Origin of the sequence: Pseudomonas sp. TE50-2, from assembly GCF_040813665.1 — a bacterium.
Classification (GTDB): domain Bacteria; phylum Pseudomonadota; class Gammaproteobacteria; order Pseudomonadales; family Pseudomonadaceae; genus Aquipseudomonas; species Aquipseudomonas soli.
In genome coordinates this window covers 4,095,260-4,122,088 of record NZ_JBFNXN010000001.1, presented here as the reverse complement: position 1 = coordinate 4,122,088, position 26,829 = coordinate 4,095,260, and the positions used below count along the sequence as shown (strand labels likewise).

Here is a 26,829-nt window from a genome sequence, read left to right as displayed (position 1 = left end):
CTTTGCGTCCTCTTTTCTTGTTATGCATTGTTCTAGACGATTCAACGGCCTTTGAAGCGAGTCACGTTGTCCTTGATGGCAGTGCCACTGGCGGCGAGGTCGAGGCGTTCGCCGCTGCCGGCGTCGAACAGCAGCACCCGCGCCGGGTCGAACTGCAGGTTGAGGCTCTCGCCCACCCGGCACGCCACATCCGGCGCCAGGCGGCAGCAGACCTTGGTCTGGTTGAGGGTGACGAACACCAGCAGGTCAGGGCCAGTGGGCTCGGTGACCTGCACTTCGGCGCGGATCGCGGGCATGCCGTTGCCCTCCGCGGCGCCCAGCGAGATTTGTTCAGGGCGCACGCCGAGAATGATCTCGCGCCCTTCCAGCTCGTCCGCCGCCACGCCCAGCGGCAGCTCGCAGCGCGCCTGGCCGCTGTCGAGCAGCGCCAGCACCCGCCCGTCCTGCTTCATCAGGCGCACAGGGATGAAATTCATTGGCGGCGAGCCGATGAAGCTGGCGACGAACAGGTTGGCCGGGTCGTTGTAGATCTGCTGCGGGGTGCCGAACTGCTGGATGATGCCGTCCTTCATCACCGCCACCTTGTCGCCCAAGGTCATGGCCTCGATCTGGTCATGGGTGACATACACCGTGGTGGTCTTCAGGCGCTGGTGCATCAGCTTGATCTCGGTGCGCATCTCCACCCGCAGCTTGGCGTCGAGGTTCGACAGCGGTTCATCGAACAGGTAGATCTTCGGCCGCCGCGCCAGCGCCCGGCCCATGGCCACGCGCTGCTGCTGGCCGCCGGACAGCTGCCCGGGCTTGCGCCCCAGCAGGTGCTCGATCTGCAGCAGCTTGGCCACCCGCGCCACCTCCTCGTCGATGGCGGCCTGAGACATCTTGCGGATCTTCAGGCCAAAGGCGATGTTGTCGCGCACGTTCATGGTCGGGTACAGCGCGTAGGACTGGAACACCATGGCGATGTCGCGATCCTTGGGGCTCATGCCGCTGACATCCTCGTCGTCGATGAGGATTGCCCCGCCGCTGATGCTTTCCAGGCCGGCGATGCAGTTCATCAGCGTCGACTTGCCGCAGCCCGACGGCCCGACCAGGATCAGGAACTCGCCGTCCTTGATCGCCAGCTGGATGTCCTTGAGCGTGTCCGGCAGGCCAGCGCCGTAGGTCTTGTGCACATTGCGAAGTTCGAGTGTTGCCATGACTTACCCCTTGACCGCGCCGGCGGTCAGCCCGCGCACGAAATACTTGCCCGCAATCACGTAGACCAGCAGCGTCGGCAGCCCGGCGATCATCGCCGCGGCCATGTCGACGTTGTATTCCTTGGCCCCGGTGCTGGTGTTGACCAGGTTGTTCAGGGCCACGGTGATCGGTTGCGAGTCGCCGCTGGAGAACACCACGCCGAACAGGAAGTCGTTCCAGATCTGGGTGAACTGCCAGATCAGGCAGACCATGATGATCGGTGTCGACATCGGCAGGATGATCCGCCCGAAAATGGTGAAGAACCCGGCGCCGTCCAGGCGCGCGGCCTTGACCAGAGCCTCGGGGATGCTCACGTAGTAGTTGCGGAAGAACAATGTGGTGAAGGCCAGGCCGTACACCACATGCACCAGCACCAGGCCGCTGGTGGTGCTGGCCAGGCCCAGCTTGCCGAGGGTGAACGAGGCCGGCAGCAGCACGGTCTGGAACGGCAGGAAGCAGCCGAACAGCAGCAGGCCGAAGAACAGCTGCGAGCCACGGAAGCGCCACATCGACAGCACGTAGCCGTTGAGCGCGCCGATGGCCGTGGAGATCAGCACCGCCGGCACGGTGATCAGGATCGAGTTGAGGAAGTAGCCGTTGACCGTGGCCCAGGCCTTGGCCCAACCAATGCCGGTGAACGCTGCCGGCCAGCTCAGCAGGTTGCCGCTGCCGATGTCCTCGGGGGTCTTGAAGCTGGTCAGCAGCATGACCACCAGCGGCACCAGGTACAGCAGCACCGCCAGCAGCAGCACCGCGTGGATGGCGATGCGGCTGAGGTTCAGCGCGGGTTTGTCGACAGGACTAATCATGGCGTTTGCCCCGCAGTTCGGAGTACAGGTAGGGGACGATGATCGCCAGGATCGCGCCCAGCATGAGGATGGCGCTGGCCGAGCCCATGCCCATCTGCCCACGGCTGAAGGTGAACGAATACATGAACATCGCCGGCAGGTCCGAGGAGTAGCCCGGCCCGCCCGCGGTCATCGCCGCCACCAGGTCGAAGCTCTTGATCGCGATGTGCGCGAGGATCATCAGCGAGCTGAAGAACACCGGGCGCAGGCTGGGCAGCACCACGGTCCAGTAGATGCGCGGCAGGCTGGCGCCATCGAGCTGGGCGGCGCGGATGATCGACTGGTCGACGCCGCGCAGGCCGGCGAGGAACATCGCCATGATGAAGCCCGAGGCCTGCCACACAGCCGCGATCACCAGGCAATAGACCACCCGGTCGGGATCGATCAGCCAGTCCAGGCGAAAGCCTTCCCAGCCCCAGTCACGCAGCAGCTTGTCCAGGCCCATGCCGGGGTTGAGCAGCCACTTCCAGGCGGTACCGGTGACGATCATCGACAGCGCCATGGGGTACAGGTAGATGGTGCGGATGAAGCCTTCGCGGCGGATGCGCTGGTCGAGCAGCACCGCAAGGAACACGCCGATGGCCAGTGTGATGCCGATGAACAGCCCGCCGAACAGCAGCAGGTTCTTGCTCGCCACCCACCAGCGGTCGTTGTCGAACAGCCGGGCGTACTGGGCCAGGCCTGCCCACTTGTAGGTGGGCAGGAAGGTCGAGGTGGTGAACGAGAGGACGAAGGTCCACAGGATGTAGCCGTAGAAGCCCACCAGGACGATGAACATGCTCGGCGCCAGCACCAGTTTCGGCAGCCAGCGCTGCAGCGCGTCCAGGGGTGAGGCCCGCAGGCGGGCGGTTGCTGTAGTCATGATCTGGGTTCCCGATGCGAGATTGCCTGCACGGGCCTCATCGCTGGCAAGCCAGCTCCCACAGGTACAGGTGTGCTCAGGCTGATCGCTGTACCTGTGGGAGCCGGCTTGCCGGCGATAGGGCCGTCAGAGCCTTACTTGGCGGCGTTGACGGCTGCGGCCAGCTTCTTCGCCGCATCGGCCGGATCGGCCTTGGGATCGTTGATGTAGTTGGTCACCACATCGAAGAACGCCCCCTGTACCGCCAGGGTGGTGGCCATGTTGTGCGCCATGCTCGGTTGCAGGCCGCCGGACTTGGCGTCGGCCAGGAAGTCCTTGGCCGCCGTCTGGGCGCAGCTGTCGAAGCCGTACTTGCCCATGTCGGCGAGCATGTCGTTACGCACCGGGATCGAGCCCTTGTTGATGCTGAAGACCTTCTGGAAGTCCTCGCCCAGGACCTTGCGGGCGATGTCCTGCTGGCCTGCCGCGGTACCCTTGTCCTTCTGCTTGAACACCACCAGCGAGTCGATGTTGTAGAGGAAGGCCTGGTCGGTGCCGGGGAAGGCAACGCACTGGTAGTCCTTGCCGGCGGTCTTCTTCGCCAGGGTCCATTCGCTCTTGGCCCAGTCGCCCATGATCTGCATGCCGGCCTTGCCATTGATGACCTTGGCCGCTTCAAGGTTCCAGTCCTGGCCCTTGCCGTCCGGGTCCATGTAGGTGGCGACCTTCTTCAGCTCGGTGAGCGCCTTGACCATCTCGGGGCCGGTCAGGGCCTTTTCATCCAGCTCGACCAGGGCTTTCTTGTAGCCTTCGACGCCCATCACCGCGAGCACCACATTCTCGAACACGGTGCTGTCCTGCCACGGCTGGCCGCCGTGGGCCAGCGGGATGAAGCCAGCAGCCTTGAGCTTGTCGGCAGCGGCGTAGAATTCATCGAGGGTAGTCGGAGTCTTGTCGATTCCGGCCTTCTTGAACACTTCCGGGTTGATCCACAGCCAGTTGATACGGTGGATGTTCACCGGCACGGCCACGTAGTCGCCGTCGTACTTGACGGTGTCGGCGACTTTCTTGTCGAGCAGGCCGTCCCATTTCTCTTCCTTGGCCACGTCCTTGAGCACATCGGTATCCAGCAAACCGGTTGATGCCCACTCCTGGATATCCGGGCCCTTGATCTGCGCGACTCCGGGCGGGTTGCCGGCCACGGCGCGGCTCTTGAGTACGGTCATGGCGGTGGCGCCACCGCCGCCAGCCACGGCGCCGTCCTTCCAGGTGAAGCCGTCCTTCTCGACCTGCGCCTTGAGCACGTCGACCGCGGCCTTCTCGCCGCCGGAGGTCCACCAATGGACGACTTCCACGCTGCCTTTGGAGTCGGCGGCCTGGGCACTGAGGGAGAACAGGGAGGCGAAGGAGATCGCGGCGGCGAGACGAAGCGTCGGATGCATGGGATTACCTTTCTTGTTGTTATGCGAGGCAAGACTGTCGCTTGCATGGCATGGAGTGTAGGGAGGTCGCGCCCGACGTCAGGTAACGAACGGATGCGCGAATGTCATCGTCTGGTTACAAAGCCAGGGCCGTGGCCAGGCTCGGCGCCAGCGGCAGGCGTGGCAACAACAGGGCCTGGTAGGCATGGTAGAGGTCGGGCTTGCCGCCCCAGATGCGCGCACTGGGCAGCAGCGCCGGGTCGAGTTCGTGGTGCCAGCTGCCGTGGGCACGGTCGATGAAGTGGCTGGCGATGAAGTCCCAGAAACAGCGGTACCAGTATTCGTACTGGGCTTCACCGGTACGTCGCAACAGCGCCGCGGCAGTGGCACAGGCCTCGGCATGCACCCAGTGCAGGCGCTCGCGCACCACCGGGCGGTTGTGCCAGTCCAGGGTGTAGACCAGCCCCGGCGCGCCATCTGCCTGCCAGGCGTGGCGGCAGGCGCTGTCGAACAGGCCCCGGGCGGCTGGCAGCAAGGACTCAAGCGCAGGCAGTTGCGCCCTTTGCAGGGCCGCCTCCAGGTGCAGCACCAGGCGCGCCCATTCGAAGGCGTGGCCGGGCGTGGTCCCGTAGGGACGGAAGCCGTCGGCGGGGTTTTCGCGGTTGTAGTCGGGGAGCGCCTGCCACTGCGCATCGAAATGCTCCGTGACGCGCATGCCGTCGGCGGCGGCGCGGGTCAGGATCAAGCGCTCGACAATCCGTTGGGCGCGCAGCAACCACTGCGTGTCGCCGGTCACGTCGGCCAGGGCGAGGAAAGCCTCGACGCCGTGCATGTTGCTGTTGGCACCCCGGTAAGCCTCCGCCTGCTGCCAGTCGCGGGAGAACGACTCGCGCAGGGCGCCCTCCTCTTCGCACCAGAAGCGCTGCTCGATGACCTGGGTCACCGCCTCCAGCAACGCCGTCGCCTGGCTGATGCCCGCCACCAACGCCGAGCTGGCGGCAAGGGCGACAAAGGCGTGCAGGTAGGCGGCCTTGCCGGTGTCGCCATGACCTTCGGGCTGTGCGTACCAGCCGTCATGCTCCTGGTCGCGCAATGGGCCTAGCAGGGCGCCGACGCCATGCTCGACCAGCTCGCGGCAACCCGGAACGCCCTGGATATGCGCCAGGGCAAAGCCGTGGGTCATGCGCGCGGTGTTCATGGTCTCGGCCAGGGCGCAACGGGGCAGGCGGCCTTCGTCATCGAGGTTGCCGAACCCCTGGGGCAGGCGCGAAGCCCTGGCGAAGGCGAGCAGGCGCAGGGCCTCGGCGTCGAGCCAGGCATGGTGTGTCGGGGAGTCGAGCCAGCTGATGGCCATGGGTGCACCTTCCTTGTTGTTGTCAGCCGATTCTAGCCAGCGGTCCTGGCTGGCATGTCACGAAGCCCGGCTCGATTGTCACCACATCGTTACATCGAAGCGCTTATCGCGTAGCAAGGGCTCATTCGGCTGAACGCGGCAGGTACAAGGTCACCCGCAACCCACCTTCGCGCAGGTTCAACAGGCTCACCTCGCCGCCATGGCTATGGGCAATGTTGCGCGCGATGCCCAGCCCCAAGCCGTAGCCCTGCTGTTGCCCGGCCAACCGGAAGTGCGGCTCGAACACCTGTTCCAGGCGCTGCTCCGGCACCCCCGGCCCCTGGTCGTCCACCTGCAGCACGAAGCTCTCGGCGGTATCGATAATGCGCAGCTGCGCGCGCTCGCCGTACTTGATGGCGTTGTCGATCAGGTTGCCGATGCAGCGGCGCAAGGCCAGCGATTTTCCGGGGTACGGTGCCAATGCCTGCCCCTCCACGGTGATGCGCCCATCGCCGAGATAAGGCTCGGCCAGCATCTCCAGCACCTGGTTGAGATCGATCGGCTCGATGTTCTCGTGGATATCGGTGTCCTTCACGCATTGCAGCGCGCCCTTGACCAGCAGCTCCAGCTCATCGAGGTCGCGGCTGAACTTGGCCTGCAGCTTTTCGTCCTCGAGCAGCTCCACACGCAGGCGCAGGCGCGTGATCGGTGTGCGCAGGTCGTGGGAAATGGCGCTGAACAGCTGGGAACGCTCGGTCAGGTAGCGGCTGATCCGCTCGCGCATGTTGTTGAACGCCCGCCCCACCTCGACCACCTCGCTACCGCCGCCCTCGGCCACCGGGGCCACGTCGGCGCCCAGCGACATTTCCCGCGCCGCCCGTGCCAGGCGTTTGAGCGGCCGGCTCTGCCAGTGCACCAGCAGGCCGATGAACAGCAGCAACAGCATGGTAGTCAGGGCAATGAAGCCGATCTGCTGACGCGGCAGGCGTTCGGCCTCGAGGCTGGTGTAGGGCTCGGGCAGCAGCGAGGCGATGTACAGCCACTCGCCCTCGCCGAGGCGGATCTGGGTCACCAGTACCGGCGGGTTGAGCGGCTCGAGGGTGAGCGAATAGTGCGCCCAGGAGCGGGGCAGCTCATCGAGTTTCAGGCCGCTGTTGAAGATGCGCAGATCGTCGGGGCTGACGAACTCCACGGAAATCTCCATCTGCTGGCCAAGGCGCTCGTGCAGCACCTCCTGGAATACGTCGATCACCGCCTGTTTGCGCGGGGTGATCGGCAATACCGGCATTTCCAGCGGCTTGACGTTGAGCGAGACGAAGAAGCGCGTGCCGCCCATGCTGCGCAACTGGTCCAGCACCATGGGCCGGTAGGCCACCGGCAGCGAGCGGAAGTAACTGACACTGGCACTCATCGAATGCGCGAGGCTGCTGGCGCTGGCGCGCAGGCCCTGCAGCTGGCTGGCGCGCAATTGCGCGACCCAGATCACGCTGGACAGGCCCTGGGCCAGCAACACCACCAGCAAGGTAAGCAGCAGCATGCGCCCCAGCAGCGAGCGCGGCAGCAGGCGCCAGCGACGCTCGTCAGGCCGGGCAGACATTGGCCGCCAGCAGGTAGCCGCTGCCGCGCACGGTGCGGATCAGCCGGGGTGGTTTTTCCGTGTCGCGCAGGCGCTGGCGCAGGCGGCTGACCGCCATGTCGACGATACGATCCAGCGGCATCGGCTCGCGGCCACGGGTGGCGTTGCCGATGGTGTCGCGGTCGAGGATCTGCTGCGGGTGATCGAGAAACAGTTTGAGCAGGGCGAAGTCGGCGCCGGAGAGGATCACCTCTTCGCCGTCGCGGTGGAACAGACGGTGGCTGATCGTGTCCAGGCGCCAGTCATCGAAGGCCAGCACCGCACTGGCCGGCGCCGCCTGGCCGAAATCGGCACGGCGCAACAAGGCCTTGATCCGCGCCTGCAGCTCACGCGGGCTGAAGGGTTTGCCGAGGTAGTCGTCGGCGCCCAGCTCCAGGCCGATGACCCGATCGGCCTCATCGGAGCTGGCGGTAAGCATGATGATCGGCACCCGCGCCTGGCGCGGGTGCTGGCGAACCCAGCGACACAGGCTGAAGCCGTCTTCGTCGGGCAGCATTACGTCGAGGATCACCAGGTCGTAGGGGTTGGCGTCCAGGGCGCGGCGAAAGCCCTGGCCGTCAGGTTCGGCGTGCACCTGCAGGCCGCAGCGGGCGAGGTAGGTCTGCAGCAGTTCGCGGATGTCCTGGTCGTCGTCGACCATCAGGATCGATTTGCCGGCAGTGGTCACAATGGTCAGTCCTTTTGTAAACGCAGATCTTGATGCCTGCTGTGGGGACCGCTTTGCGGCCCCGGCTATTAGAGGTCCAGCGCCTGCTGCAGAGCCACTCCGGCCCCCAGCAACCCGGAAAACTCCGCCGTCACCAGCCATACCGGCACCCCGGCGAAATAGCCGCTCATGCAGCCCTTGTCGGCGAAGCTCGCGGCAAAGCCGCTGCGCAGGAACAATTCGGCGAAACGTGGAATCACGCCACCGACAATGTAGACGCCACCCCGCGCCCCGAGGGTGAGCACATTGTTGCCCGCCACCCGGCCGAGGAACCGGCAGAACTGCTCGACCACCGCCAGCGCCCGTGGCTCGTTGGCCAGCGCCGCGTCGGTGATCTGCGCCGGGGTCTTGTGCGTCGGTGTTGCACCATCGAGCGCACAGATGGCCTGGTACAAGCGCACCAGCCCACCGCCACTGAGCACGGTCTCGGCACTGACATGACCGATCTGCCGGTGGATTTCCTGGTGGATCGCCGCCTCACGGGCATTGCCCACCGGCAGGTCGACATGCCCGCCCTCCCCCGGCAGCGCCAGCCAGTGCTCACCGTGGCGCAGCAGGCTGCCCACGCCGAGGCCGGTGCCGGGGCCGATCACCAGCGCCGGGCGCGATGGATCGGGCTGACCTGCGCAGACTTCACGAAATTCGCCTGCGCGCAGGCGGGTCATGCCCAGCGCCATCGCGGAAAAGTCGTTGATCAGCAACAGGCGATCGACCTGCAGCGTCTGGCAGAACGCGCTGCGGCTCAGGCGCCAGTGGTTGTTGGTAAAGCGGAACTCGTCGCCGTCCACGGGGCCTGCCACCGCCAGGCACACCGCCGCCAGGCCGCCACGGGCGATACCCTGGTCGGCCAGGTAGGCCTCGATGGCCTGTTCGGGGCTGGTGTAGTCGGCGGTGGCCAGCACCTGGACCGCCTGCAGTTCATTGTCGCGCCACACGGCGAAACGCGCGTTGGTGCCACCGATGTCGCCGACCAGCAAGGCCTTCATTCGAGGTTCTCCAGAGCCGAGGTGAAGGCGCTCGCGCCTTGCTCGGCGGAACTGAACGCCACACGCATGAAGCCGAACAGCTCACGCCCGCAGCCCAGGTCGTTACCCTTGGGTGGCGCAGGCAGTTCACGATCGGCCAGTTCCTCGGCCGAGACCATGATCCGCAGCGTGCCTTCGGCACCATCGACGCGCACGATATCACCATCGCGCACCCGCGCCAGCGGGCCACCATCAAAAGCCTCCGGGCAGACGTGGATGGCCGCCGGGATCTTGCCCGAAGCACCGGACATGCGCCCGTCGGTGACCAGCGCCACCTTGAAACCGCGATCCTGCAGCACGCCGAGGAACGGCGTCAGCTTGTGCAGCTCGGGCATGCCGTTGCAGCGCGGCCCCTGGAAGCGCACCACGGCGACGAAATCCCGCTCCAGCTCGCCGGCCTTGAACGCATCGGCCAGCGACTGCTGGTCGTGGAACACCCGGGCAGGCGCCTCGACCACCCGGTGCTCGGGCGCCACGGCGGAAACCTTCATCACGCCACGGCCAAGGTTGCCTTCCATCACCCGCAAACCGCCCTCGGCGGAGAACGGCCGCGCCACCGGGCGCAGGATGCTTTCGTCGAGGCTGTGCTGCGGCCCCTCGCGCCAGACCAGGCGGCCATCCTCGAGGAACGGCTCCTGGGTGTAGCGGCGCAGGCCATGCCCGGCCACGGTGTTGACGTCCTCGTGCAGCAGGCCCGCGTCGAGCAGCTCGCGAATGAGGAAGGCCATGCCGCCGGAGGCCTGGAAGTGGTTGATGTCGGCCTTGCCGTTGGGATAGACGTGGGACAGCGTCGGCACCACCTCGGACAGGTCGGCCATGTCCTGCCAGGTCAGCTGGATGCCGGCGGCCTGGGCGATGGCCGGAATATGCAGGGTGTGGTTGGTCGAGCCGCCGGTGGCGTGCAGGGCGACGATCGAGTTGACCAGGGCCTTTTCGTCGACGATCTCGCCAATGGGCATGAAGCTGCCACTGGCCTTGGTCATGCGCGTGACCTGGCGCGCGGCCTCGGCGGTGAGGGCATCGCGCAGCGGCGTGTAGGGGTTGACGAACGAGGCGCCCGGCAGGTGCAGGCCCATGACCTCCATCACCAGCTGGTTGGTGTTGGCGGTGCCGTAGAAAGTGCAGGTGCCGGGGCCGTGGTAGCTCTTCATTTCCGATTCGAGCAACTCCTCGCGAGTCGCCTTGCCCTCGGCGTAGCGCTGGCGCACATCGGCCTTTTCCTTGTTGGAGATGCCCGAGACCATCGGCCCGCCCGGCACGAAGATCGTCGGCAGATGGCCGAAACGCAAGGCGCCCATCATCAGCCCGGGGACGATCTTGTCGCAGATGCCCAGCATCAGCGCGCCATCGAACATGTTGTGCGACAGGGCGATGGCGGTGGACATGGCGATCACCTCGCGGCTGGCGATGGCCAGCTCCATGCCCGGCTCGCCCTGGGTGACGCCGTCGCACATGGCCGGCACGCCGCCGGCGAACTGGCCGACCGAACCGACTTCACGCAGCGCCTGTTTGATCTGTTCGGGGAAGTGCTGGTACGGCTGGTGCGCCGAGAGCATGTCGTTATAGGCCGAGACGATGGCCACGTTGGCCGCGTTCATCAGGCGCAGGGTCTGCTTGTCCTCGCCGCCACAGCCAGCCACGCCATGGGCGAAGTTGGCGCACTGCAACTGGCCGCGCATGGGTCCGTCGCTGGCCGCCCCACGGATCAGCTCAAGGTAGCGTTCACGGGTACGGCGGCTGCGGGCGATCAGCCGTTCGGTGACCTCAAGGATGCGCGGATGCATGTACTGGACTCCAGGCTAACTGTGGGGCGGCTTTACTGGGGCATTTTCCCTCCAAACGATTGCGACCTAGTCTCTAAGAAAAGGCGCCAGCACCGCTCGACAAGGGGACAACCCAACCACTCGTTGTATGTTTAAACAAAATACTGCCAGCAAAAAGGCTTGTTTTCTATCTCTCGGTGAATAATCTTGTAATTCCAACAACAAAACCGTTTCAGTGAAGCTGTCCTTTGTGCCACAGGCTTCACCCGACTGCCAGAGGTAATACCATGACCCTACGCATCGCCATCAACGGATTCGGCCGCATCGGACGCAACGTCCTGCGCGCACTGTACACGCAGGGCTACCGCCAGGACCTGCAGGTCGTCGCCATCAACGACCTGGGCGACAGCGCGATGAATGCCCACCTGCTCAAGTACGACAGCGTCCACGGCACCTTCGACGCCACTGTCGAGGCCGACCACGAAAGCCTCACCGTCAATGGCGACCGCATCGCCGTCAGCGCCATCCGCAACCCTGCCGAGCTGCCCTGGAAAACCTTGGCCATCGACGTGGTGTTCGAATGCACCGGGCTGTTCACCGAACGCGCCAAGGCCGCCGCGCACCTGAGCGCCGGGGCCGGCAAGGTGATCGTCAGCGCCCCGGCCAAGGGTGTCGACGCCACCGTGGTCTACGGGGTCAACCACGATGTGCTGCGCGCCTCGCACCAGATCATCTCCAACGCCTCGTGCACCACCAACTGCCTGGCGCCGATCGCCCAGGTGCTGCACCGCGAATTCGGCATCGAGCAAGGCCTGATGACCACCATCCACGCCTACACCAACGACCAGGTGCTCACCGACGTCTACCATGGCGACCCGTACCGCGCCCGCTCGGCCACCCAGTCGATGATCCCGAGCAAGACCGGCGCCGCCGAGGCCGTCGGCCTGGTACTGCCGGAACTGGCCGGCAAGCTCACCGGCATGGCCGTACGGGTGCCGGTGATCAACGTGTCGCTGGTCGACCTCACCGTCAACCTGCAGCGCGAAACCAGCGCCGAGGAAGTCAACCAGTTGTTCCTCGAGGCCAGCCGTCATTCCCGGGTGCTGGGCTACAACGCCCTGCCGCTGGTGTCGTGCGACTTCAACCACAACCCGCTGTCATCGATCTTCGACGCCAACCACACCCGCGCCAACGGGCGAATGCTCAAGGTGTTGGCCTGGTACGACAACGAGTGGGGCTTCTCCAACCGCATGCTGGACAACTGCCTGGCGTTATTCAACGCGCGCTGAGACAGGGGCAAGGCCGTCAGAGGAGGATGTTGTGGGATCGGGCTTGCCCCGCGATGACTGTTCGCGGGGCAAGCCCGATCCCACAAAAGGCTGCCGCCACAAAGCTTTACTCATTCATGACATTTCCATGCTTGACCTTGGCTAGTGATGATAAGCATTATCATTCACCCCAAAGCGCCCAGGTTCCCCCGTGAGTCAGTCCCGGTTCAACTCAGTGTTCCTCACCCAGCGTCTCACTTTGCTGCGCACGCTGCAGCGCATGGTGGGCAATCCCAGCACCGCCGAGGACCTGCTGCAGGAAACCTACCTGCGGGTCACCCGCGCCCTGGGCGAGCGCCCGATCGAGCACCTGGAACCTTTCGTGTTCCAGACCGCCCGCAACCTTGCCCTGGACCACCTGCGCACGCGCCGGGTGCAGGCGCGCACACTGGTGGACGACGTGCCCGAGCAAGTCCTGCATAACGTCGCGGCGCCTGCCGCCAGCAGCGAGGACGCCGCCCACGCCGAGCAACTGCTCAAGCACCTGAGCGTCAGCCTCGGCCAGTTGAGCGAACGCCAGCAGCGCATCTTCATCCTCAGCCGCCTGCACGGCGCCAGCTACCTGGAAATCGCCGAGCAGTTGAGCGTCTCGGCCAGTACCGTGCAGAAGGAGCTGAAACTGATCATGGCCATCTGCATGGGCGTGGCCGATCGTCACCAGTGACGTGACCGCTCGCCGCTGGTCAGCGCAAAGCCCTTGCCATGGGCAAGGTCTGCACTGATCATGCGCAAAAAATGCCCGATGCAAGGATCCCCCGTGACCGACCACCCCACCCCTCGCCCGTCACCCGCCGAGCCTGATGCCCGCGCCCGTGCCCGCGAAGAGGCGCTGGACTGGTTGATCCGCCTGCAATACGCCAGCGAAGACGACACTCGCGCTTTCGAGCACTGGCTGGGCGCCGAGCCGGAAAACGCCGAGGCCTATGTCGAAGCCGAGGCGATGTGGAACGGCGCATCGCTGCGCCAGGTGGCCGGGCAGTTGCAGCAAAGGCGCAAGCGCTCGCTCGCCGGGCGCCTGCGCAGCCACTGGAAACCTTTGGCCACCGCCGCGGTGCTGCTGGTCGGGCTATTCACGTTCGGCAACCTGCCGGTGCGCCTGCAGGCCGACCATCTGACCGTGGTCGGCGAGCGTCAGCGCCTGGAGCTGGACCACGGCGCCAAGGTGCTGCTCAACACCAATTCGGCCTTTGCCAGCGACGAGCGCGAAGGCCGCAAGGTCGCCCGGCTGTTGCAGGGCGAGGCGTACTTCCAGGTGTCCAACGCCAGCCAGCCGCCGCTGGAAGTCCAGGCCGGCCCACTGCGCGCCAGCGTGCGCGACACCGATTTCGCCGTACGCTACCTCGATGGCGAGGCCCAGGTGCGGGTACAACGTGGCGATGTCGACCTGCAGGCCGCGAGCGACCAACGCATCCGCCTGAGCGCCGGCGACAGCATCAGCGTCGGCCCCAAGGGCTTCGGCCAGCGCCAGCGCCCCGACATGAGCAAGGACCTGGCCTGGATCGAAGGCCGCCTGGTGTTCGAAAACTGCCCGCTGAGCCAGGTGCTCGCGGAGGTCCGCCGCTACTACCCGGGCTGGATCATCAACCGCAACGCGCACCTGGAGCAGGTCGCGGTCACCGGCAACTACCGCCTCGACCAGCCGCTGGAAACGCTGCGTGCCCTGGCCCACATCACCTCGGCGCAACTGCATGAATACCCAGCCGTAGTAATTCTTAACTGACCTTGTAAGTTTTTTTACGCGATCGCCACACCTCGCCCGTCTCGTTATAGCCAATACGATTGATTCTCGTTCGAAAACGAGAACAAACACTGTCTATGACTCACGCGCGACAGGGAGCGCTTTCGATGCCCACAGGTCAAACCCGCCCGTCCTCTTCTTCCCGCCGCCGCGGGCAATTGTCCCTGTTGACCTTGGCTTTGCTCGCCAGCGGCGCCTGCAGCCTGCCCGCGCTGGCCGTGGAACCGGCCCAGGCCAGCAGCCCGCGCATGGGCGACTACCGCTTCGCCATCGCCCAGCAACCGCTGGTCGAGGCCATCAATGCCTTCAGCCAGGTCACCGGCTGGCAGGTCGGCTTCAGTGCCGAGCTCGCCGACGGTGTGGCCTCGCCGGGTGTACAGGGCTCGCTGGCCCCGGAAGCGGCGCTGCAGCGCCTGCTGCGCGGCACCGGCCTGGGCTACCGCAAAATCAGCAATGGCAACGTGGTGCTGGAACGCCAGGCCGCTGGCAACGCCATCGCCCTGCAGCAGGTGACCGTCAGCGCCACCCGCAGCGCCCAGGACGTCAGCCAAGTGCCGAGCACCGTCAGCGTGCAGACCCGCGAGCAACTGGACCGGCAGAACGTCAACGACATCAAGCAGCTGGTACGTTACGAGCCTGGCGTGTCGGTGTCTGGCACCGGCCAGCGCAGCGGCCTGAACGGCTACAACATCCGTGGTATCGATGGCGACCGGGTGCTGACCCAGGTGGACGGCGTGTCGATTCCCGACAGCTTCTTCTACGGTCCCTTTGCCCAGACCCAGCGCAACTATGTCGACCCCGAGGTCGTCAAACGCGTGGAGATCCTGCGAGGCCCGGCCTCGGTGCTGTATGGCAGCAACGCCATCGGCGGAGCGGTCAGCTACTTCACTCTCGACCCCGAGGACATCATCAAGCCGGGCAAGGATGTCGGCGCCCGCCTGAAAACCGGCTACAGCTCGGCCGATGAAAGCTGGCTGACTTCCGCCACGGTCGCTGGGCGCCACGGTGATTTCGATGGCTTGCTGCACCTGAGCCAGCGCAACGGCCACGAAACCGAGTCCTACGGCGAACACGGCGGTACCGGCATCGATCGCACCAAGGCCAACCCCGAAGACGTACGCACCACCAACGTGCTGGCGAAGCTGGGCTGGAACTACGCCGACGACGCTCGCCTGGGCTTCACCTACGAGCGCTACAAGGACGACCGCGACCAGAACATCCTCAGCGCAGTGGGCGGGCCGTTCGATGGTAGTCGTCCTTTGGGCATGTACCGCAGCCGTAACGGCAATGACACGGTCACCCGGGAGCGCTTCGGCCTCAATCACGAGTTCGGCCTGGATTCGCTGGTCGCCGACCACGTGAAGTGGAGCCTGAACTACCAGATCGCCAAGACCGACCAGGCCACCTCGGAAATCTATTTCCCGTTCAGCCGCACCGTCCAACGCCAACGCGACACCACCTACAAGGACCGCCAATGGGTACTCGACGCCCAGTTGGACAAGGCCTTCAGCATCGGTGCCACGGACCATCTGCTGACCTATGGCACAACGTTCAAGCACGAGAAGGTCACGGGCCTGCGCACCGGCAGCGGGACCTGCCTGGTGGTCGGCGGCAGCTGCCGGGCCGTGGGCCAGAACAGCCCGGCTGACTACCAGGCGCCCGTGAGCGACTTCCCCGATCCGACCATCGACACCTACAGCCTGTTCGTCCAGGACGAGATCCGCTGGAACAACTGGACCTTCCTGCCGGGCGCGCGCTACGACTACACCCGCATCGATCCGAAGATGACCGCCGAATACCTGCGCGGCGCGCAGGACACCAGCCCGACTCCGGAAACCAGCCGCAACGACGAGAACAAGAAGTGGCACCGGGTATCACCCAAGCTCGGTGTGACCTATGCCTTCAACGACAACTACACCTGGTACGGCCAGTATGCCGAAGGTTTCCGTACTCCCAGCGCCAAGGCCATCTGGGGCCGCTTCGAAAACCCGGCCGGTGGCTACGTGGTGGAGCCAAACCCAGGCCTGCAACCTGAAAAGAGCAAAAGCTACGAAACCGGCCTGCGTGGCAACTTCGATGCCGGCAGCTTCGATGTGGCGGTCTTCTACAACAAGTACCGGGATTTCATCAACGAAGAGGCGGTGAAGTCCTCCAACCTGGGTAGTGCCTTCCAGACCAGCAACATCAAGCACGCCACCATCAAGGGCGCCGAGGTCAAGGGCCGCCTGAACCTGGACCGCTTCGGTGCCCCGGAAGGCCTCTACAGCATCGGCTCGATCGCCTATGCCTATGGTCGCAATGACGACACCGGCCAGCCATTGAACAGTGTCAATCCACTGACCGGCGTATTCGGGGTCGGCTACGAGCAAGCGGATTATGGCAGCCAGCTCAGCTGGACCGTGGTCAAGCGCAAGAACCGGGTGGACGATACCAAGTTCTTCGCCCCGGACGGCTCCAGCTCGGACTTCCGCACGCCAGGCTACGGCGTGCTCGACCTCACCGGGTTCTACCGGATCACCGACGACCTGACCATCAACGGCGGCGTCTACAACCTGGCCGACAAGAAGTACTGGCAGTGGGACGATGTGCGCAAGTACGCCATGGTGGGCAGCCCCAATGGCCAAAGCGAAGCGGCCGCCACCCAGCCGGCCAACCTCGATCGCCTGACGGCGCCGGGTCGCAACTTCGCCATCAACCTGGTGTGGGACATCTGACGGGTCGAGATCGCCATCGCCGGACAAGCCCGTTCCCCCAGCTCGCCTGTGGGAGCGGACTTGCCCCGCGCTGCGTCGAGCCCTGTGCGAATGATTTCACTTCGCAGGTGAGGATTTTTTACTGTTCTGCGTCTCCTTTTTCGTCTTGTCACTAGACGCCCCATTTTCCAAGGATGCCCCCATGACCGCCCCTTCCACCGAACGCGCCAACCTGCGCTCCCAGCGCCTGAACCAGGTCACCCACGCCCCGCACACCGAGCTGGACGCCCTGGTCAAGTCGCACAAGCCGTTCGACAGCCGCGAGAGCTTCGCCCGTTTCGTGGTCGCCCAGTACCTGTTCCAGTCCGAGCTGCAGGCGCTGTACACCGACCCGCAACTGATCGCCATCGTGCCTGACCTGGCCGAGCGCTGCCGCGCCGAGCAGGCCCGCCTCGACCTGGCCGACCTCGACACCGAAGTGCCCGCGCCCTTCGCCGGCGCCCTGGGCAAGCCAAGCCTGGGCGAAGCCCTGGGCTGGATCTTCGTCTCCGAAGGCTCCAAACTGGGCGCCGCGTTCCTGATCAAGCGCGCCGTGGCCCTGGAACTGTCCGAAACCTTCGGCGCCCGTCACCTGGGCGAGCCGGCCGGCGGTCGCGCCGAAGGCTGGAAGCAGTTCACCCGCATTCTCGACAGCCTGGACCTGTCGCCCGAGGAAGACGCCGCCGCCGAACGTGGCGCGGTCGCCGCCTTCGAGCGCTTCACCGAGCTGCTCAAGCATGCCTACGCCGCCGACGCGGCGCTGGCCTGACACGCTTTACCCGGCCGCCTGCGGGCGGCCGCACCGTTGCAGTGAGACCATGACCCGAATCGCCCGCTCCAAAGTATCCCGCCTGCTCTACGCGATCCTGGCCTACGTCAGCCTGGGGATTGGCCTGGTGGCCATTGTCATTCCCGGGCTGCCCACCACGGAGTTCGTTCTCCTCGCCGCCTGGGCCGCCACCCGCAGCTCGCCGCGGCTGTCCGCGTGGCTGGAGAATCATCGGCTGTTCGGCCCGATCCTTTTCAACTGGCGCAACGGCAAGGTGATCCAGCGCCGCGCCAAGGTCAGCGCGACCATCAGCATGCTGCTGTGCGCGAGCCTCATGCTGATCGTCCTGGAGCACCACTGGCCCGTGTTCCTCGCCATCGGCGGCATGGCGCTGGGTAACCTGTGGATCTGGTCACGCCCGGAACGGCCCACCCCTCAAGGCAGCGTCGAACTGCAAAATTGATTCAATCGCGCCCGACATGAACAGTCAGAGGCTAAGCAACCCCGAATACAGCGCATACGCCGCCAACCCGGCGCCCACCAGCACCGCCGCGAAAATCAGCTTCTCCCATGTGGTGAACAGCACCTGCCCCTGCTCGCGCTTGGCCCGGGCGAACAGGATCACCCCCGGCGCATAGAGCAACGCCGACAGCAGGATGTACTTGAGCCCACCGGCATACAGCAACCACACCGCATACAACAGCGCGATCACCGCGACCAGCATGTCCTTGCGCCGCAGCCCCGCCTGCCCCTGGTAACTCTCGCCACGTACGGTCAGCAACACCGCATAGGCGGCCGACCAGAAGTACGGCACCAGGATCATCGACGACGCCAGGTAGATCAGGCTGGTGTAGGTACCAGCCGAGAACAGGGTGATCAGCAAGAAGCCCTGGATCATCACATTGGTCAGCCACAGCGCGTTGGCCGGCACCTGGTTGGCGTTTTCCCGCGCCAGGAAGCGCGGCATGGTCTTGTCACGGGCGGTGGCGAAGAGGATCTCGGCACACAGCAGCGCCCACGACAGCAACGCCCCGATCAGCGACACCGCCAGGCCGATGCTGATCAGCAACGCGCCCCAGGGTCCGACGATATGCTCCAGCACCGAGGCCAGAGAGGGATTCTGCAAGCCGGCCAGCTCCGGCTGGGTCATCACCCCCAGCGACAACACGTTGACCAGCACCAGCAGCGCCAGCACGCCAAGAAAGCCGATCACCGTCGCCTTGCCCACGTCCGAGCGGTGCAGCGCCCGCCCCGAATAGACGCTCGCCCCCTCGATGCCGATGAACACGAACACTGTCACCAGCATCATGTTGCGTACCTGCTCCAGCACGCTGCCGAACTGCGGATTGCTCAGCCCCCAGATGTCGCGGGTGAAGATATCGGCGCGAAAGGCGAACGCGGCGATGACGATGAACATCAGCAACGGCACCACCTTGGCCACGGTGGTCACCTGGTTGATGAACGCCGCCTCCTTGATGCCGCGCAGCACCAGGAAGTGCACCGCCCACAGCAGCAACGAGGCGCAGCCGATGGCCACCGGCGTGTTGCCCTGGCCGAACACCGGGAAGTAGAAGCCGAGGGTACTGAACAGCAGCACGAAGTAGCCGACGTTGCCCAGCCAGGCACTGATCCAGTAGCCCCAGGCCGAGGAAAAGCCCATGTAGTCGCCGAAACCGGCCTTGGCATAGGCATACACCCCCGAGTCCAGCTCGGGCTTGCGGTTGGCCAGGGTCTGGAACACGAAGGCCAGCGCCAGCATGCCCACGGCGGTGATACCCCAACCAATCAGCACGGCACCGACATCGGCTCGCGCCGCCATGTTCTGCGGCAACGAAAAGATCCCGCCGCCGATCATCGAGCCGACCACCAGCGCAATCAGCGCGCCCAGACGTAGCTTCTGTCCCGGTTCGCTCATGGGGCTCCTCGTGCGCGCACGCGCGTAAACGTATTAACCAACATAAATGTTACAAGTTTCTTATTGAATCGAGCCATTAAAGCTATAGCACTCATAACCGGACTGTCTATACCAGCCACCTGATAAAAATGACAGTTGCGAAGTATCTCACCCACCACCTAAATACGTCGCTATTTACTGTGAAAAATTTGCGAAAACCCTAAAAGAGACTAACTTCATGGTTCGCAGGCAAAACGGAGCGTTTGCTCCAGAAGGACATGGAGGTGCCAGCGCACAAGGCCTGCGCCGAAGCTGTCGGCATCCTCCAGGAGACGCATGAAGGATTTTTCTTACCTTCATGCGGGCATGAACTGATCTAAGTCAGCGAATGATCCAGGCGTCAGATTTATTCTGAGGTCAACTTTCTCCTGGTACGGAGTCGATAAATGTCTGATTCTCCCGGAAAACTAAAACTGGGTGCGCTTGTTGCACTTGTAGTGGGCTCGATGATCGGCGGCGGGATCTTCTCGTTACCGCAAAACATGGCCGCCAGTGCCGGTGTCGGCGCCGTGCTGATCGGCTGGGCCATCACCGCGGTGGGCATGCTCACCCTCGCCTTCGTGTTCCAGACCCTGGCCAACCGCAAACCTGACCTTGACGGCGGTGTGTACGCCTACGCCAAGGCCGGTTTCGGCGACTACATGGGCTTTTCTTCGGCCTGGGGCTACTGGATCAGCGCCTGGCTGGGCAACGTCGGCTACTTCGTGCTGCTGTTCAGCACCCTGGGCTACTTCTTCCCGATCTTCGGCGAGGGCAATACCCCGGCGGCGGTGATCGGCGCCTCGGTCCTGCTCTGGGCCGTGCACTTCCTGGTACTGCGTGGCATCAAGGAAGCGGCGTTCATCAACCTGGTCACCACCGTGGCCAAGGTCGTGCCGCTGGCCCTGTTCGCCCTGATCTGCCTGTTCGCCTTCAGGCTCGACATCTTCACCGCGGATATCTGGGCCCTTGGCACACCAGAGCTGGGCAGCGTGATGAACCAGGTGCGCAACATGATGCTGGTCACCGTGTGGGTGTTCATCGGCATCGAGGGCGCGAGCATCTTCTCGTCCCGTGCGGAAAAACGCTCCGACGTCGGCAAGGCCACGGTCATCGGCTTCGTCACCGTGCTGCTGTTCCTGGTGCTGGTCAACGTGCTGTCGCTGGGCGTGATGACCCAACCCGAGCTGGCCAAGCTGCAGAACCCGTCGATGGCCGCCGTGCTTGAACATGTGGTGGGCCACTGGGGCGCGGTGCTGATCAGCGTCGGCCTGATCATCTCGCTGCTGGGGGCGCTGCTGTCGTGGGTGCTGCTGTGCGCCGAGATCATGTTCGCCGCCGCCAAGGACCACACCATGCCGGAGTTCCTGCGCCGCGAGAACGCCAACCATGTGCCGGCCAACGCCCTGTGGCTGACCAACGCCATGGTGCAGATCTTCCTGGTCATCACCCTGTTCTCCAACAGCACCTACCTGTCGCTGATCTACCTCGCCACCTCGATGATCCTGGTGCCTTACCTGTGGTCGGCGGCCTATGCCTTCCTGCTCGCCTGGCGCAACGAAACCTACGAACAGGCCCTGGCCGAACGCAAGAAAGACCTGATCATCGGCGGCATCGCCCTGCTCTACGCGATCTGGCTGCTGTACGCCGGTGGCGTCAAGTACCTGCTGCTCTCGGCCCTGCTCTATGCCCCCGGCGCGATCCTGTTCGCCAAGGCCAAGCGCGAGGTCGGCCAGCCGATCTTCACCAGCGTGGAAAAACTGATCTTCGCCGCCGTGGTCGCGGGCGCCCTGGTGGCTGCCTACGGCTTGTATGACGGCTTCCTGACGCTCTGAACCCATGTCTTCGCATTACAGGAGGATTCACCATGTCCACTGAGAAACAGAAATACGGCGTTCATTCCGAAGCCGGCAAGCTGCGCAAAGTGATGGTTTGCAGCCCGGGCCTGGCGCACCAACGTCTGACCCCGAGCAACTGCGACGAGCTGCTGTTCGACGACGTCATCTGGGTCAACCAGGCCAAGCGCGACCATTTCGACTTCGTCACCAAGATGCGTGAACGCGGCATCGAAGTGCTGGAAATGCACAACCTGCTGACCGAGACCGTGCAGAACCCCGAAGCGCTCAAATGGATCCTCGACCGCAAGCTCACCGACGACACGGTTGGCATCGGCCTGAAAAACGAAGTGCGCAGTTGGCTCGAAGGCCTTGAGCCACGCAAGTTGGCCGAGTTCCTGATCGGCGGTGTGGCAGGTGAAGACCTGCCGGACAGCGAAGGCGCGAGCGTGATCAAGATGTATCGCGACTACCTTGGCCACTCCAGTTTCCTGCTCGATCCACTGCCCAATACCCAGTTCACCCGTGACACCACTTGCTGGATCTATGGTGGCGTCACCCTCAACCCGATGTACTGGCCGGCGCGACGCCAGGAAACGCTGCTGACCAGCGCCATCTACAAGTTCCACCCAGAGTTCACCAATGCCGACTTCGAAGTCTGGTACGGCGACCCGGACAAGGACCATGGCAAGGCCACCCTTGAAGGTGGCGATGTGATGCCGATCGGCAATGGTGTCGTACTGATCGGCATGGGTGAGCGCAGCTCGCGCCAGGCGATCGGCCAACTGGCGCAATCACTGTTCGCCAAAGGCGCGGTAGAGAAGGTGGTGGTCGCCGGGCTGCCGAAATCCCGCGCCGCCATGCACCTGGACACCGTGTTCAGCTTCTGCGACCGCGACCTGGTCACCGTCTTCCCCGAAGTGGTCAAGGAAATCGTGCCATTCGTGATCCGTCCGGATAGCAGCAAGCCTTACGGCATGGATGTGCGTCGCGAGAACAAATCGTTCATCGAGGTGGTGGCCGAATCGCTCAACCTCAAGAAGCTGCGCGTGGTCGAGACCGGCGGCAACAGCTTCGCCGCCGAGCGCGAACAGTGGGATGACGGCAACAACGTGGTGGCCGTGGAGCCCGGCGTGGTCATCGGCTACGACCGCAACACCTATACCAACACCCTGCTGCGCAAGGCCGGGGTCGAGGTCATCACCATCAGCGCCGGCGAACTGGGCCGAGGCCGCGGCGGCGGTCACTGCATGACCTGCCCGATCGTGCGCGACCCTATCGACTACTAAACGTCCATCACCCCGGCCGCGCCCACCCAGCGGCGGCCGGGGGATTACCGAACTCAAGGAGAATCATCATGGCGTTCAACATCCACAACCGTAACCTGCTCAGCCTCGAACATCACACCACTCGCGAGCTGCGTTACCTGCTGGACCTGTCCCGCGACCTCAAGCGCGCCAAGTACACCGGCACCGAGCAGCAACACCTGAAGGGCAACAACATCGCCCTGATCTTCGAGAAGACCTCGACCCGCACCCGCTGCGCTTTCGAAGTCGCCGCCTATGACCAGGGCGCCAACGTCACCTACATCGACCCCAACTCCTCGCAGATCGGCCACAAGGAAAGCATGAAGGACACCGCCCGCGTGCTCGGGCGCATGTACGACGCCATCGAGTATCGCGGCTTCAAGCAGGAGATCGTCGAGGAACTGGCCAAGTTCGCCGGCGTGCCGGTATTCAACGGCCTGACCGACGAGTACCACCCGACCCAGATGATCGCCGACGTGCTGACCATGCGCGAGAACAGCGACAAGCCGCTGCACGACATCAGCTACGCCTACCTGGGCGATGCCCGCAACAACATGGGCAACTCGCTGCTGCTGATCGGCGCCAAGCTCGGCATGGACGTGCGCATCGCCGCGCCCAAGGCGCTGTGGCCGCATGACGACCTGGTCGAGCGTTGCAAGAAGTACGCAGAAGAAAGCGGCGCCCGCATCACCCTGACCGAAGACCCGAAAGCCGCGGTCAAGGGTGTGGATTTCGTCCACACCGACGTCTGGGTATCGATGGGTGAGCCGGTCGAGGCCTGGGGCGAGCGTATCCAGCAACTGCTGCCTTACCAGGTGAACAAGGAGCTGATGAAGTCCACCGGCAACCCGCGCACCAAGTTCATGCACTGCCTGCCGGCGTTCCACAACTCCGACACCAAGGTCGGCAAGCAGATCGCGGAACAGTACCCGCACCTGGCCAACGGCATCGAAGTGACCGATGACGTGTTCGAGTCGCCGGCGTGCATCGCCTTCGAGCAGGCGGAAAACCGCATGCACACGATCAAGGCGATCCTGGTGTCGACCCTGGCTGATCTCTGACAGCGGCCTTGACTTTGTGGGAGCCGGCAAGCCGGCTCCCACAAAGGAATGAGGCGCTCACCCTAAATCGCAAAGGACATTCCCCATGCGTATCGTTGTTGCATTGGGCGGCAACGCCCTGCTGCGCCGCGGCGAGCCGATGACCGCCGACAACCAGCGCGCCAATATCCGCACCGCCACCGAACAGATCGCCAAGATCCATCCCGGCAACGAACTGGTCATCGCCCACGGCAACGGACCGCAGGTCGGCCTGCTGTCGCTGCAGGGGCTGTCGTACAAGCCGGATGAAGCCTATCCGCTGGACGTGCTTGGCGCTGAAACCGAAGGCATGATCGGCTACATGATCGAACAGGAACTGGGCAACCTGCTGGACTTCGAGGTGCCGTTCGCCACGCTGCTCACCCAGGTTGAAGTGGACGCCAACGACCCGGCGTTCAAGGACCCGACCAAGTTCATCGGCCCCGTGTACGCCAAGGACGAGGCCGAGCGCCTGGCCAAGGAAAAAGGCTGGGTGGTCAAGCCCGACGGCGACAAGTACCGCCGGGTGGTGGCCAGCCCGAAACCCAAGCGCATCTTCGAGATCCGTCCGATCAAATGGCTGCTGGAAAAAAGCAGCATCGTGATCTGCGCCGGCGGCGGCGGCATCCCTACCATGTACGACGAAAACCGCAAGCTCAAGGGTATCGAGGCGGTGATCGACAAGGACCTGTGCTCGGCGCTGCTGGCCGAACAGCTGGATGCCGACCTGCTGATCATCGCCACCGACGTCGACGCTGCGTACATCGATTTCGGCAAGCCGACACAAAAGGCCATCGCCCAGGCGCACCCCGACGAGCTCGAGAGGCTGGGCTTTGCCGCCGGCTCCATGGGGCCCAAGGTGCAGGCCGCCTGCGATTTCGCCCGGCATACCGGCAAGGTCGCGGTAATCAGCTCGCTGGAGAACATCGAGGACATCGTCAAAGGCACCGCCGGTACCCGCGTTTCCACCGCCAAGCCGGGAATCAGCTACCGTTGAACGCAGTTGGCCGGTGCCTGGCACCGGCCGTTTTCAACCTTCCGGAGGACCTCGCCATGGCCCAGTATCAACCCGGTCACGTGCATATCGAGCGCACTGCGCTGAACACCAACGACCACAGCTACGACCTGTGCATCGACTACGAGGCCGTGTCGGATCCCAGCGAAGGCCGCGGCATCCAGTTCCGCATGCATGGCCACATCGAGGGCAAGGCCGTCGATGAGAAGTTCTTCCTGGCCAAGGACCAGGTGCTACCCAGCTTTCTGATGCAGTTGAGCCGCAAGGCCCAGTCGTACCTGCCAGCGCCGAAGAAATTCGAGAGTCTCGGTTCGCCGCACAAGCTCTACGACTACATGTTCGAAGACATTCGCCAGAAGCTCGATGTGAAATCGGGCGATTCGATCAAGCCTGAGCATCTGGGCTGAGTGCAATCGCGGGGCTTCGTGGCAGCGGGCTTGCCCCGCGATTGGGTTTAGAGCGCTTCCCAAGGCATACTGGCGCACTCGCTTGGCCACTGCCCCGATCTCCCCATGCGCATCCACGTCAGCTTCATCGACCGCGTCGGCATCACCCAGGAAGTCCTGGCCCTGCTCGGCGCCCGCAACCTCAACCTCGATGCCGTGGAGATGGTCCCGCCGAACGTCTACATCGACGCCCCGACCCTGAGCCCCGCCGTGCTCGAAGAGCTGCACGACGCGCTGTTCGAGGTACGCGGCGTGCAATCGGTGGAAGTGGTCGACATCCTCCCCGGCCAACGCCGGCACCTGCAGCTCGACGCCCTGCTCGCCGCCATGAGCGACCCGGTGCTGGCGGTGGACAGCGCGGGCAAGGTGCTGCTGGCCAACCCGGCGCTGATCGCCCTGTGCGGGCGTGAGTCCGCCGGGCGTTCGGTGGGCGAACTGTTCGGCGACCCCGACCTGCTGCAGGCCCTGCTGGATAACAATTTCCACCTGCCCATGCGCGAAATGCAGTTGAACGGCCAGAGCCTGCTGCTCGACGCCACGCCGATCACCCATGCCGGCGGCCTGCTGACACTGTATCCGCCAAACCGCATGGGCGAGCGCCTTTCGGCCCTGCACCACGACCACGCCGAAGGCTTCGACGCCATGCTCGGCGATTCCCCGGCGATTCGCACCCTCAAGGCCCGCGCCCTGCGCGTGGCGGCCCTCGACGCGCCGCTGCTGGTGCATGGCGAAACCGGCACCGGCAAAGAGCTGGTGGCCCGCGCCTGCCACGCCATCAGTAGCCGCCATGCCGCGCCGTTCCTCGCCCTCAACTGCGCGGCACTGCCCGAGAGCCTGGCCGAGAGCGAGCTGTTCGGCTACGCCCCGGGCGCCTTCACCGGCGCGCAGCGCGGCGGCAAGCCCGGGCTGATGGAGCTGGCCAACCAGGGCACGGTGTTCCTCGACGAGATCGGCGAGATGTCGCCGTACCTGCAGGCCAAACTGCTGCGCTTCCTCAGCGACGGCAGCTTCCGCCGCGTCGGCGGCGACCGCGAGGTGAAGGTGGATGTGCGCATCATCAGCGCCACCCACCGCGACCTTGAGCGCATGGTCGCCGAGGGCACCTTCCGTGAAGACCTGTTCTACCGCCTCAACGTGCTCAACCTGCAGGTGCCGCCCCTACGTGATCGCGGCCAGGACATCCTGTCCCTGGCGCAATACTTCATGCAGCAGGCCTGCACCCAGATCCAGCGCCCGCCCTGCCGCCTGGCGCCCGCCACCCATCCGGCGCTGCTGGGCAACCCCTGGCCGGGCAATGTGCGCCAGTTGCAGAACGTGATCTTCCGCGCCGCGGCCATCTGCGAAAGCAATGTGGTGGATATCGACGACCTGGACATCGCCGGCACTTCGGTGGCCCGGGGGCAGGATGGCGAGGTGGCCAGCCTGGAACAGGCCGTGGGGGATTTCGAGCGGGAGTTGCTGCAACGCCTGTATGCCAGCTATCCCTCGACGCGGCAGTTGGCCGGGCGCTTGCAAACCTCGCATACCGCGATAGCCCAGCGCTTGCGCAAGTACGGTATTCCAAACAAGGCCTGATGCTGCTTCGTCGGGACAGCCCTGCCCCGGAAGCAGACCGTATTGAATTCATTACACCGTACCGAATTCGCTACACACCCATCTGGGTGCCTGTGCACAAGGGTTTGATCCCGCAGTGCTTTTGAATCACCCTCCTCCTGTATCGATTTCATTCCACAAGAATGACGAATCGATTGCATAAACATCTTAACTAATTGATTTATAATAATTTTTAAGACTGGCCGCATTATTGCTAAGGGAATTCCAACCTTAAGAGCGCGGAG

Annotated in this window: 22 protein-coding genes; 12 read left to right on the top strand and 10 right to left on the bottom strand. The window is 64.5% G+C overall.

Going from position 1 to position 26,829, the window contains the following annotated elements; translation table 11 throughout:
- Window positions 1–41: 41 nt before the first annotated feature.
- From AAHK21_RS18885 to edd, 9 genes are all read right to left on the bottom strand, one after another.
- On the bottom strand, window positions 42–1,196 hold the full coding sequence (locus AAHK21_RS18885) for an ABC transporter ATP-binding protein (protein WP_367858024.1): 1,155 nt from the start codon (window positions 1,194–1,196) through the stop codon (window positions 42–44).
- A gap of 3 nt (window positions 1,197–1,199) precedes the next feature.
- The gene (locus AAHK21_RS18880) at window positions 1,200–2,045 is read right to left on the bottom strand and encodes a carbohydrate ABC transporter permease (RefSeq protein ID WP_217868522.1); all 846 of its coding nucleotides are present in this window, start codon (window positions 2,043–2,045) and stop codon (window positions 1,200–1,202) included.
- On the bottom strand, window positions 2,038–2,946 hold the full coding sequence (locus AAHK21_RS18875; RefSeq protein WP_023630395.1) for a carbohydrate ABC transporter permease: 909 nt from the start codon (window positions 2,944–2,946) through the stop codon (window positions 2,038–2,040). The genes AAHK21_RS18880 and AAHK21_RS18875 overlap by 8 nt, the downstream gene beginning before the upstream one ends.
- Before the next feature lie 134 nt (window positions 2,947–3,080).
- The gene (locus AAHK21_RS18870) at window positions 3,081–4,367 is read right to left on the bottom strand and encodes an ABC transporter substrate-binding protein (protein WP_367858023.1); all 1,287 of its coding nucleotides are present in this window, start codon (window positions 4,365–4,367) and stop codon (window positions 3,081–3,083) included.
- Between the two features lie 115 nt (window positions 4,368–4,482).
- On the bottom strand, window positions 4,483–5,700 hold the full coding sequence (locus AAHK21_RS18865; protein WP_367858022.1) for an AGE family epimerase/isomerase: 1,218 nt from the start codon (window positions 5,698–5,700) through the stop codon (window positions 4,483–4,485).
- Window positions 5,701–5,821: 121 nt separating this feature from the next.
- Window positions 5,822–7,276, bottom strand: coding sequence for an ATP-binding protein (locus AAHK21_RS18860; protein ID WP_367858021.1), 1,455 nt, complete (start codon window positions 7,274–7,276; stop codon window positions 5,822–5,824).
- A complete protein-coding gene (locus AAHK21_RS18855) occupies window positions 7,260–7,982 on the bottom strand; it encodes a response regulator (RefSeq protein ID WP_046854317.1) in 723 nt (240 codons plus the stop codon). Before AAHK21_RS18855 ends, AAHK21_RS18860 begins: the two co-directional genes overlap by 17 nt.
- Window positions 7,983–8,050: 68 nt before the next feature.
- Window positions 8,051–9,007, bottom strand: a complete 957-nt coding sequence (locus AAHK21_RS18850) for a glucokinase (protein WP_367858020.1) — start codon at window positions 9,005–9,007, stop codon at window positions 8,051–8,053.
- Window positions 9,004–10,830 (bottom strand): phosphogluconate dehydratase, encoded by a 1,827-nt coding sequence (gene edd, locus AAHK21_RS18845; protein WP_367858019.1) that lies wholly within the window; start codon window positions 10,828–10,830, stop codon window positions 9,004–9,006. The genes AAHK21_RS18850 and edd overlap by 4 nt, the downstream gene beginning before the upstream one ends.
- Window positions 10,831–11,096: 266 nt before the next feature.
- Here edd and gap point away from each other — a divergent pair, with 266 nt between their 5' ends.
- From gap to AAHK21_RS18815, 6 genes are all read left to right on the top strand, one after another.
- Window positions 11,097–12,098, top strand: a complete 1,002-nt coding sequence (gene gap / locus AAHK21_RS18840; protein WP_217868516.1) for a type I glyceraldehyde-3-phosphate dehydrogenase — start codon at window positions 11,097–11,099, stop codon at window positions 12,096–12,098.
- Window positions 12,099–12,288: 190 nt separating this feature from the next.
- Window positions 12,289–12,801, top strand: a complete 513-nt coding sequence (locus tag AAHK21_RS18835) for an RNA polymerase sigma factor (protein ID WP_023632569.1) — start codon at window positions 12,289–12,291, stop codon at window positions 12,799–12,801.
- Between the two features lie 93 nt (window positions 12,802–12,894).
- Window positions 12,895–13,857 (top strand): FecR domain-containing protein, encoded by a 963-nt coding sequence (locus tag AAHK21_RS18830; protein ID WP_367858018.1) that lies wholly within the window; start codon window positions 12,895–12,897, stop codon window positions 13,855–13,857.
- 125 nt (window positions 13,858–13,982) lie between these two features.
- On the top strand, window positions 13,983–16,589 hold the full coding sequence (locus AAHK21_RS18825) for a TonB-dependent receptor (RefSeq protein WP_367858017.1): 2,607 nt from the start codon (window positions 13,983–13,985) through the stop codon (window positions 16,587–16,589).
- Between the two features lie 181 nt (window positions 16,590–16,770).
- Window positions 16,771–17,376: a biliverdin-producing heme oxygenase gene (locus AAHK21_RS18820; protein ID WP_038706745.1), complete on the top strand. Its 606-nt coding sequence runs from the start codon at window positions 16,771–16,773 to the stop codon at window positions 17,374–17,376.
- 49 nt (window positions 17,377–17,425) lie between these two features.
- Window positions 17,426–17,839: a YbaN family protein gene (locus AAHK21_RS18815; protein ID WP_046854311.1), complete on the top strand. Its 414-nt coding sequence runs from the start codon at window positions 17,426–17,428 to the stop codon at window positions 17,837–17,839.
- Between the two features lie 24 nt (window positions 17,840–17,863).
- On the opposite strand, the gene arcD (AAHK21_RS18810) is transcribed toward AAHK21_RS18815, so the two are convergent.
- Window positions 17,864–19,291 carry an arginine-ornithine antiporter gene (gene arcD, locus AAHK21_RS18810; protein WP_367858016.1) on the bottom strand — a complete coding sequence of 476 codons (1,428 nt, stop codon included), beginning with the start codon at window positions 19,289–19,291 and terminating at the stop codon, window positions 17,864–17,866.
- Between the two features lie 425 nt (window positions 19,292–19,716).
- On the opposite strand from arcD (AAHK21_RS18810), the gene arcD (AAHK21_RS18805) reads away from it, so the two are divergent.
- The 6 genes from arcD (AAHK21_RS18805) to AAHK21_RS18780 all read left to right on the top strand — a co-directional run bounded on the left by arcD (AAHK21_RS18805) (window position 19,717) and on the right by AAHK21_RS18780 (window position 26,566).
- The gene (arcD, locus tag AAHK21_RS18805) at window positions 19,717–21,144 is read left to right on the top strand and encodes an arginine-ornithine antiporter (protein ID WP_046854309.1); all 1,428 of its coding nucleotides are present in this window, start codon (window positions 19,717–19,719) and stop codon (window positions 21,142–21,144) included.
- Window positions 21,145–21,176: 32 nt separating this feature from the next.
- A complete protein-coding gene (arcA, locus tag AAHK21_RS18800) occupies window positions 21,177–22,433 on the top strand; it encodes an arginine deiminase (protein ID WP_367858015.1) in 1,257 nt (418 codons plus the stop codon).
- A 68-nt stretch (window positions 22,434–22,501) separates the two neighbouring features.
- A complete protein-coding gene (locus AAHK21_RS18795; RefSeq protein ID WP_046854307.1) occupies window positions 22,502–23,512 on the top strand; it encodes an ornithine carbamoyltransferase in 1,011 nt (336 codons plus the stop codon).
- 85 nt (window positions 23,513–23,597) lie between these two features.
- Window positions 23,598–24,527 (top strand): carbamate kinase, encoded by a 930-nt coding sequence (gene arcC / locus AAHK21_RS18790; protein WP_367858014.1) that lies wholly within the window; start codon window positions 23,598–23,600, stop codon window positions 24,525–24,527.
- A gap of 56 nt (window positions 24,528–24,583) precedes the next feature.
- Window positions 24,584–24,952, top strand: a complete 369-nt coding sequence (locus AAHK21_RS18785; RefSeq protein WP_031315061.1) for a DUF5064 family protein — start codon at window positions 24,584–24,586, stop codon at window positions 24,950–24,952.
- Window positions 24,953–25,057: 105 nt separating this feature from the next.
- Window positions 25,058–26,566 carry a sigma-54-dependent transcriptional regulator gene (locus AAHK21_RS18780; protein WP_263160179.1) on the top strand — a complete coding sequence of 503 codons (1,509 nt, stop codon included), beginning with the start codon at window positions 25,058–25,060 and terminating at the stop codon, window positions 26,564–26,566.
- Window positions 26,567–26,829 lie beyond the last annotated feature (263 nt).

Excerpts from the sequence above, each read along its gene's own strand:
- AAHK21_RS18885 (WP_367858024.1), bottom strand. The coding sequence starts at position 1,196 with ATGGCAACACTCGAACTTCGCAATGTGCACAAGACCTACGGCGCTGGC.
- AAHK21_RS18880 (WP_217868522.1), bottom strand. The coding sequence starts at position 2,045 with ATGATTAGTCCTGTCGACAAACCCGCGCTGAACCTCAGCCGCATCGCC.
- AAHK21_RS18875 (WP_023630395.1), bottom strand. The coding sequence starts at position 2,946 with ATGACTACAGCAACCGCCCGCCTGCGGGCCTCACCCCTGGACGCGCTG.
- AAHK21_RS18870 (WP_367858023.1), bottom strand. The coding sequence starts at position 4,367 with ATGCATCCGACGCTTCGTCTCGCCGCCGCGATCTCCTTCGCCTCCCTG.
- AAHK21_RS18865 (WP_367858022.1), bottom strand. The coding sequence starts at position 5,700 with ATGGCCATCAGCTGGCTCGACTCCCCGACACACCATGCCTGGCTCGAC.
- AAHK21_RS18860 (WP_367858021.1), bottom strand. The coding sequence starts at position 7,276 with ATGTCTGCCCGGCCTGACGAGCGTCGCTGGCGCCTGCTGCCGCGCTCG.
- AAHK21_RS18850 (WP_367858020.1), bottom strand. The coding sequence starts at position 9,007 with ATGAAGGCCTTGCTGGTCGGCGACATCGGTGGCACCAACGCGCGTTTC.
- edd (WP_367858019.1), bottom strand. The coding sequence starts at position 10,830 with ATGCATCCGCGCATCCTTGAGGTCACCGAACGGCTGATCGCCCGCAGC.
- gap (WP_217868516.1), top strand. The coding sequence starts at position 11,097 with ATGACCCTACGCATCGCCATCAACGGATTCGGCCGCATCGGACGCAAC.
- AAHK21_RS18825 (WP_367858017.1), top strand. The coding sequence starts at position 13,983 with ATGCCCACAGGTCAAACCCGCCCGTCCTCTTCTTCCCGCCGCCGCGGG.
- AAHK21_RS18820 (WP_038706745.1), top strand. The coding sequence starts at position 16,771 with ATGACCGCCCCTTCCACCGAACGCGCCAACCTGCGCTCCCAGCGCCTG.
- AAHK21_RS18815 (WP_046854311.1), top strand. The coding sequence starts at position 17,426 with ATGACCCGAATCGCCCGCTCCAAAGTATCCCGCCTGCTCTACGCGATC.
- arcD (WP_367858016.1), bottom strand. The coding sequence starts at position 19,291 with ATGAGCGAACCGGGACAGAAGCTACGTCTGGGCGCGCTGATTGCGCTG.
- arcD (WP_046854309.1), top strand. The coding sequence starts at position 19,717 with ATGTCTGATTCTCCCGGAAAACTAAAACTGGGTGCGCTTGTTGCACTT.
- arcA (WP_367858015.1), top strand. The coding sequence starts at position 21,177 with ATGTCCACTGAGAAACAGAAATACGGCGTTCATTCCGAAGCCGGCAAG.
- AAHK21_RS18795 (WP_046854307.1), top strand. The coding sequence starts at position 22,502 with ATGGCGTTCAACATCCACAACCGTAACCTGCTCAGCCTCGAACATCAC.
- arcC (WP_367858014.1), top strand. The coding sequence starts at position 23,598 with ATGCGTATCGTTGTTGCATTGGGCGGCAACGCCCTGCTGCGCCGCGGC.
- AAHK21_RS18785 (WP_031315061.1), top strand. The coding sequence starts at position 24,584 with ATGGCCCAGTATCAACCCGGTCACGTGCATATCGAGCGCACTGCGCTG.
- AAHK21_RS18780 (WP_263160179.1), top strand. The coding sequence starts at position 25,058 with ATGCGCATCCACGTCAGCTTCATCGACCGCGTCGGCATCACCCAGGAA.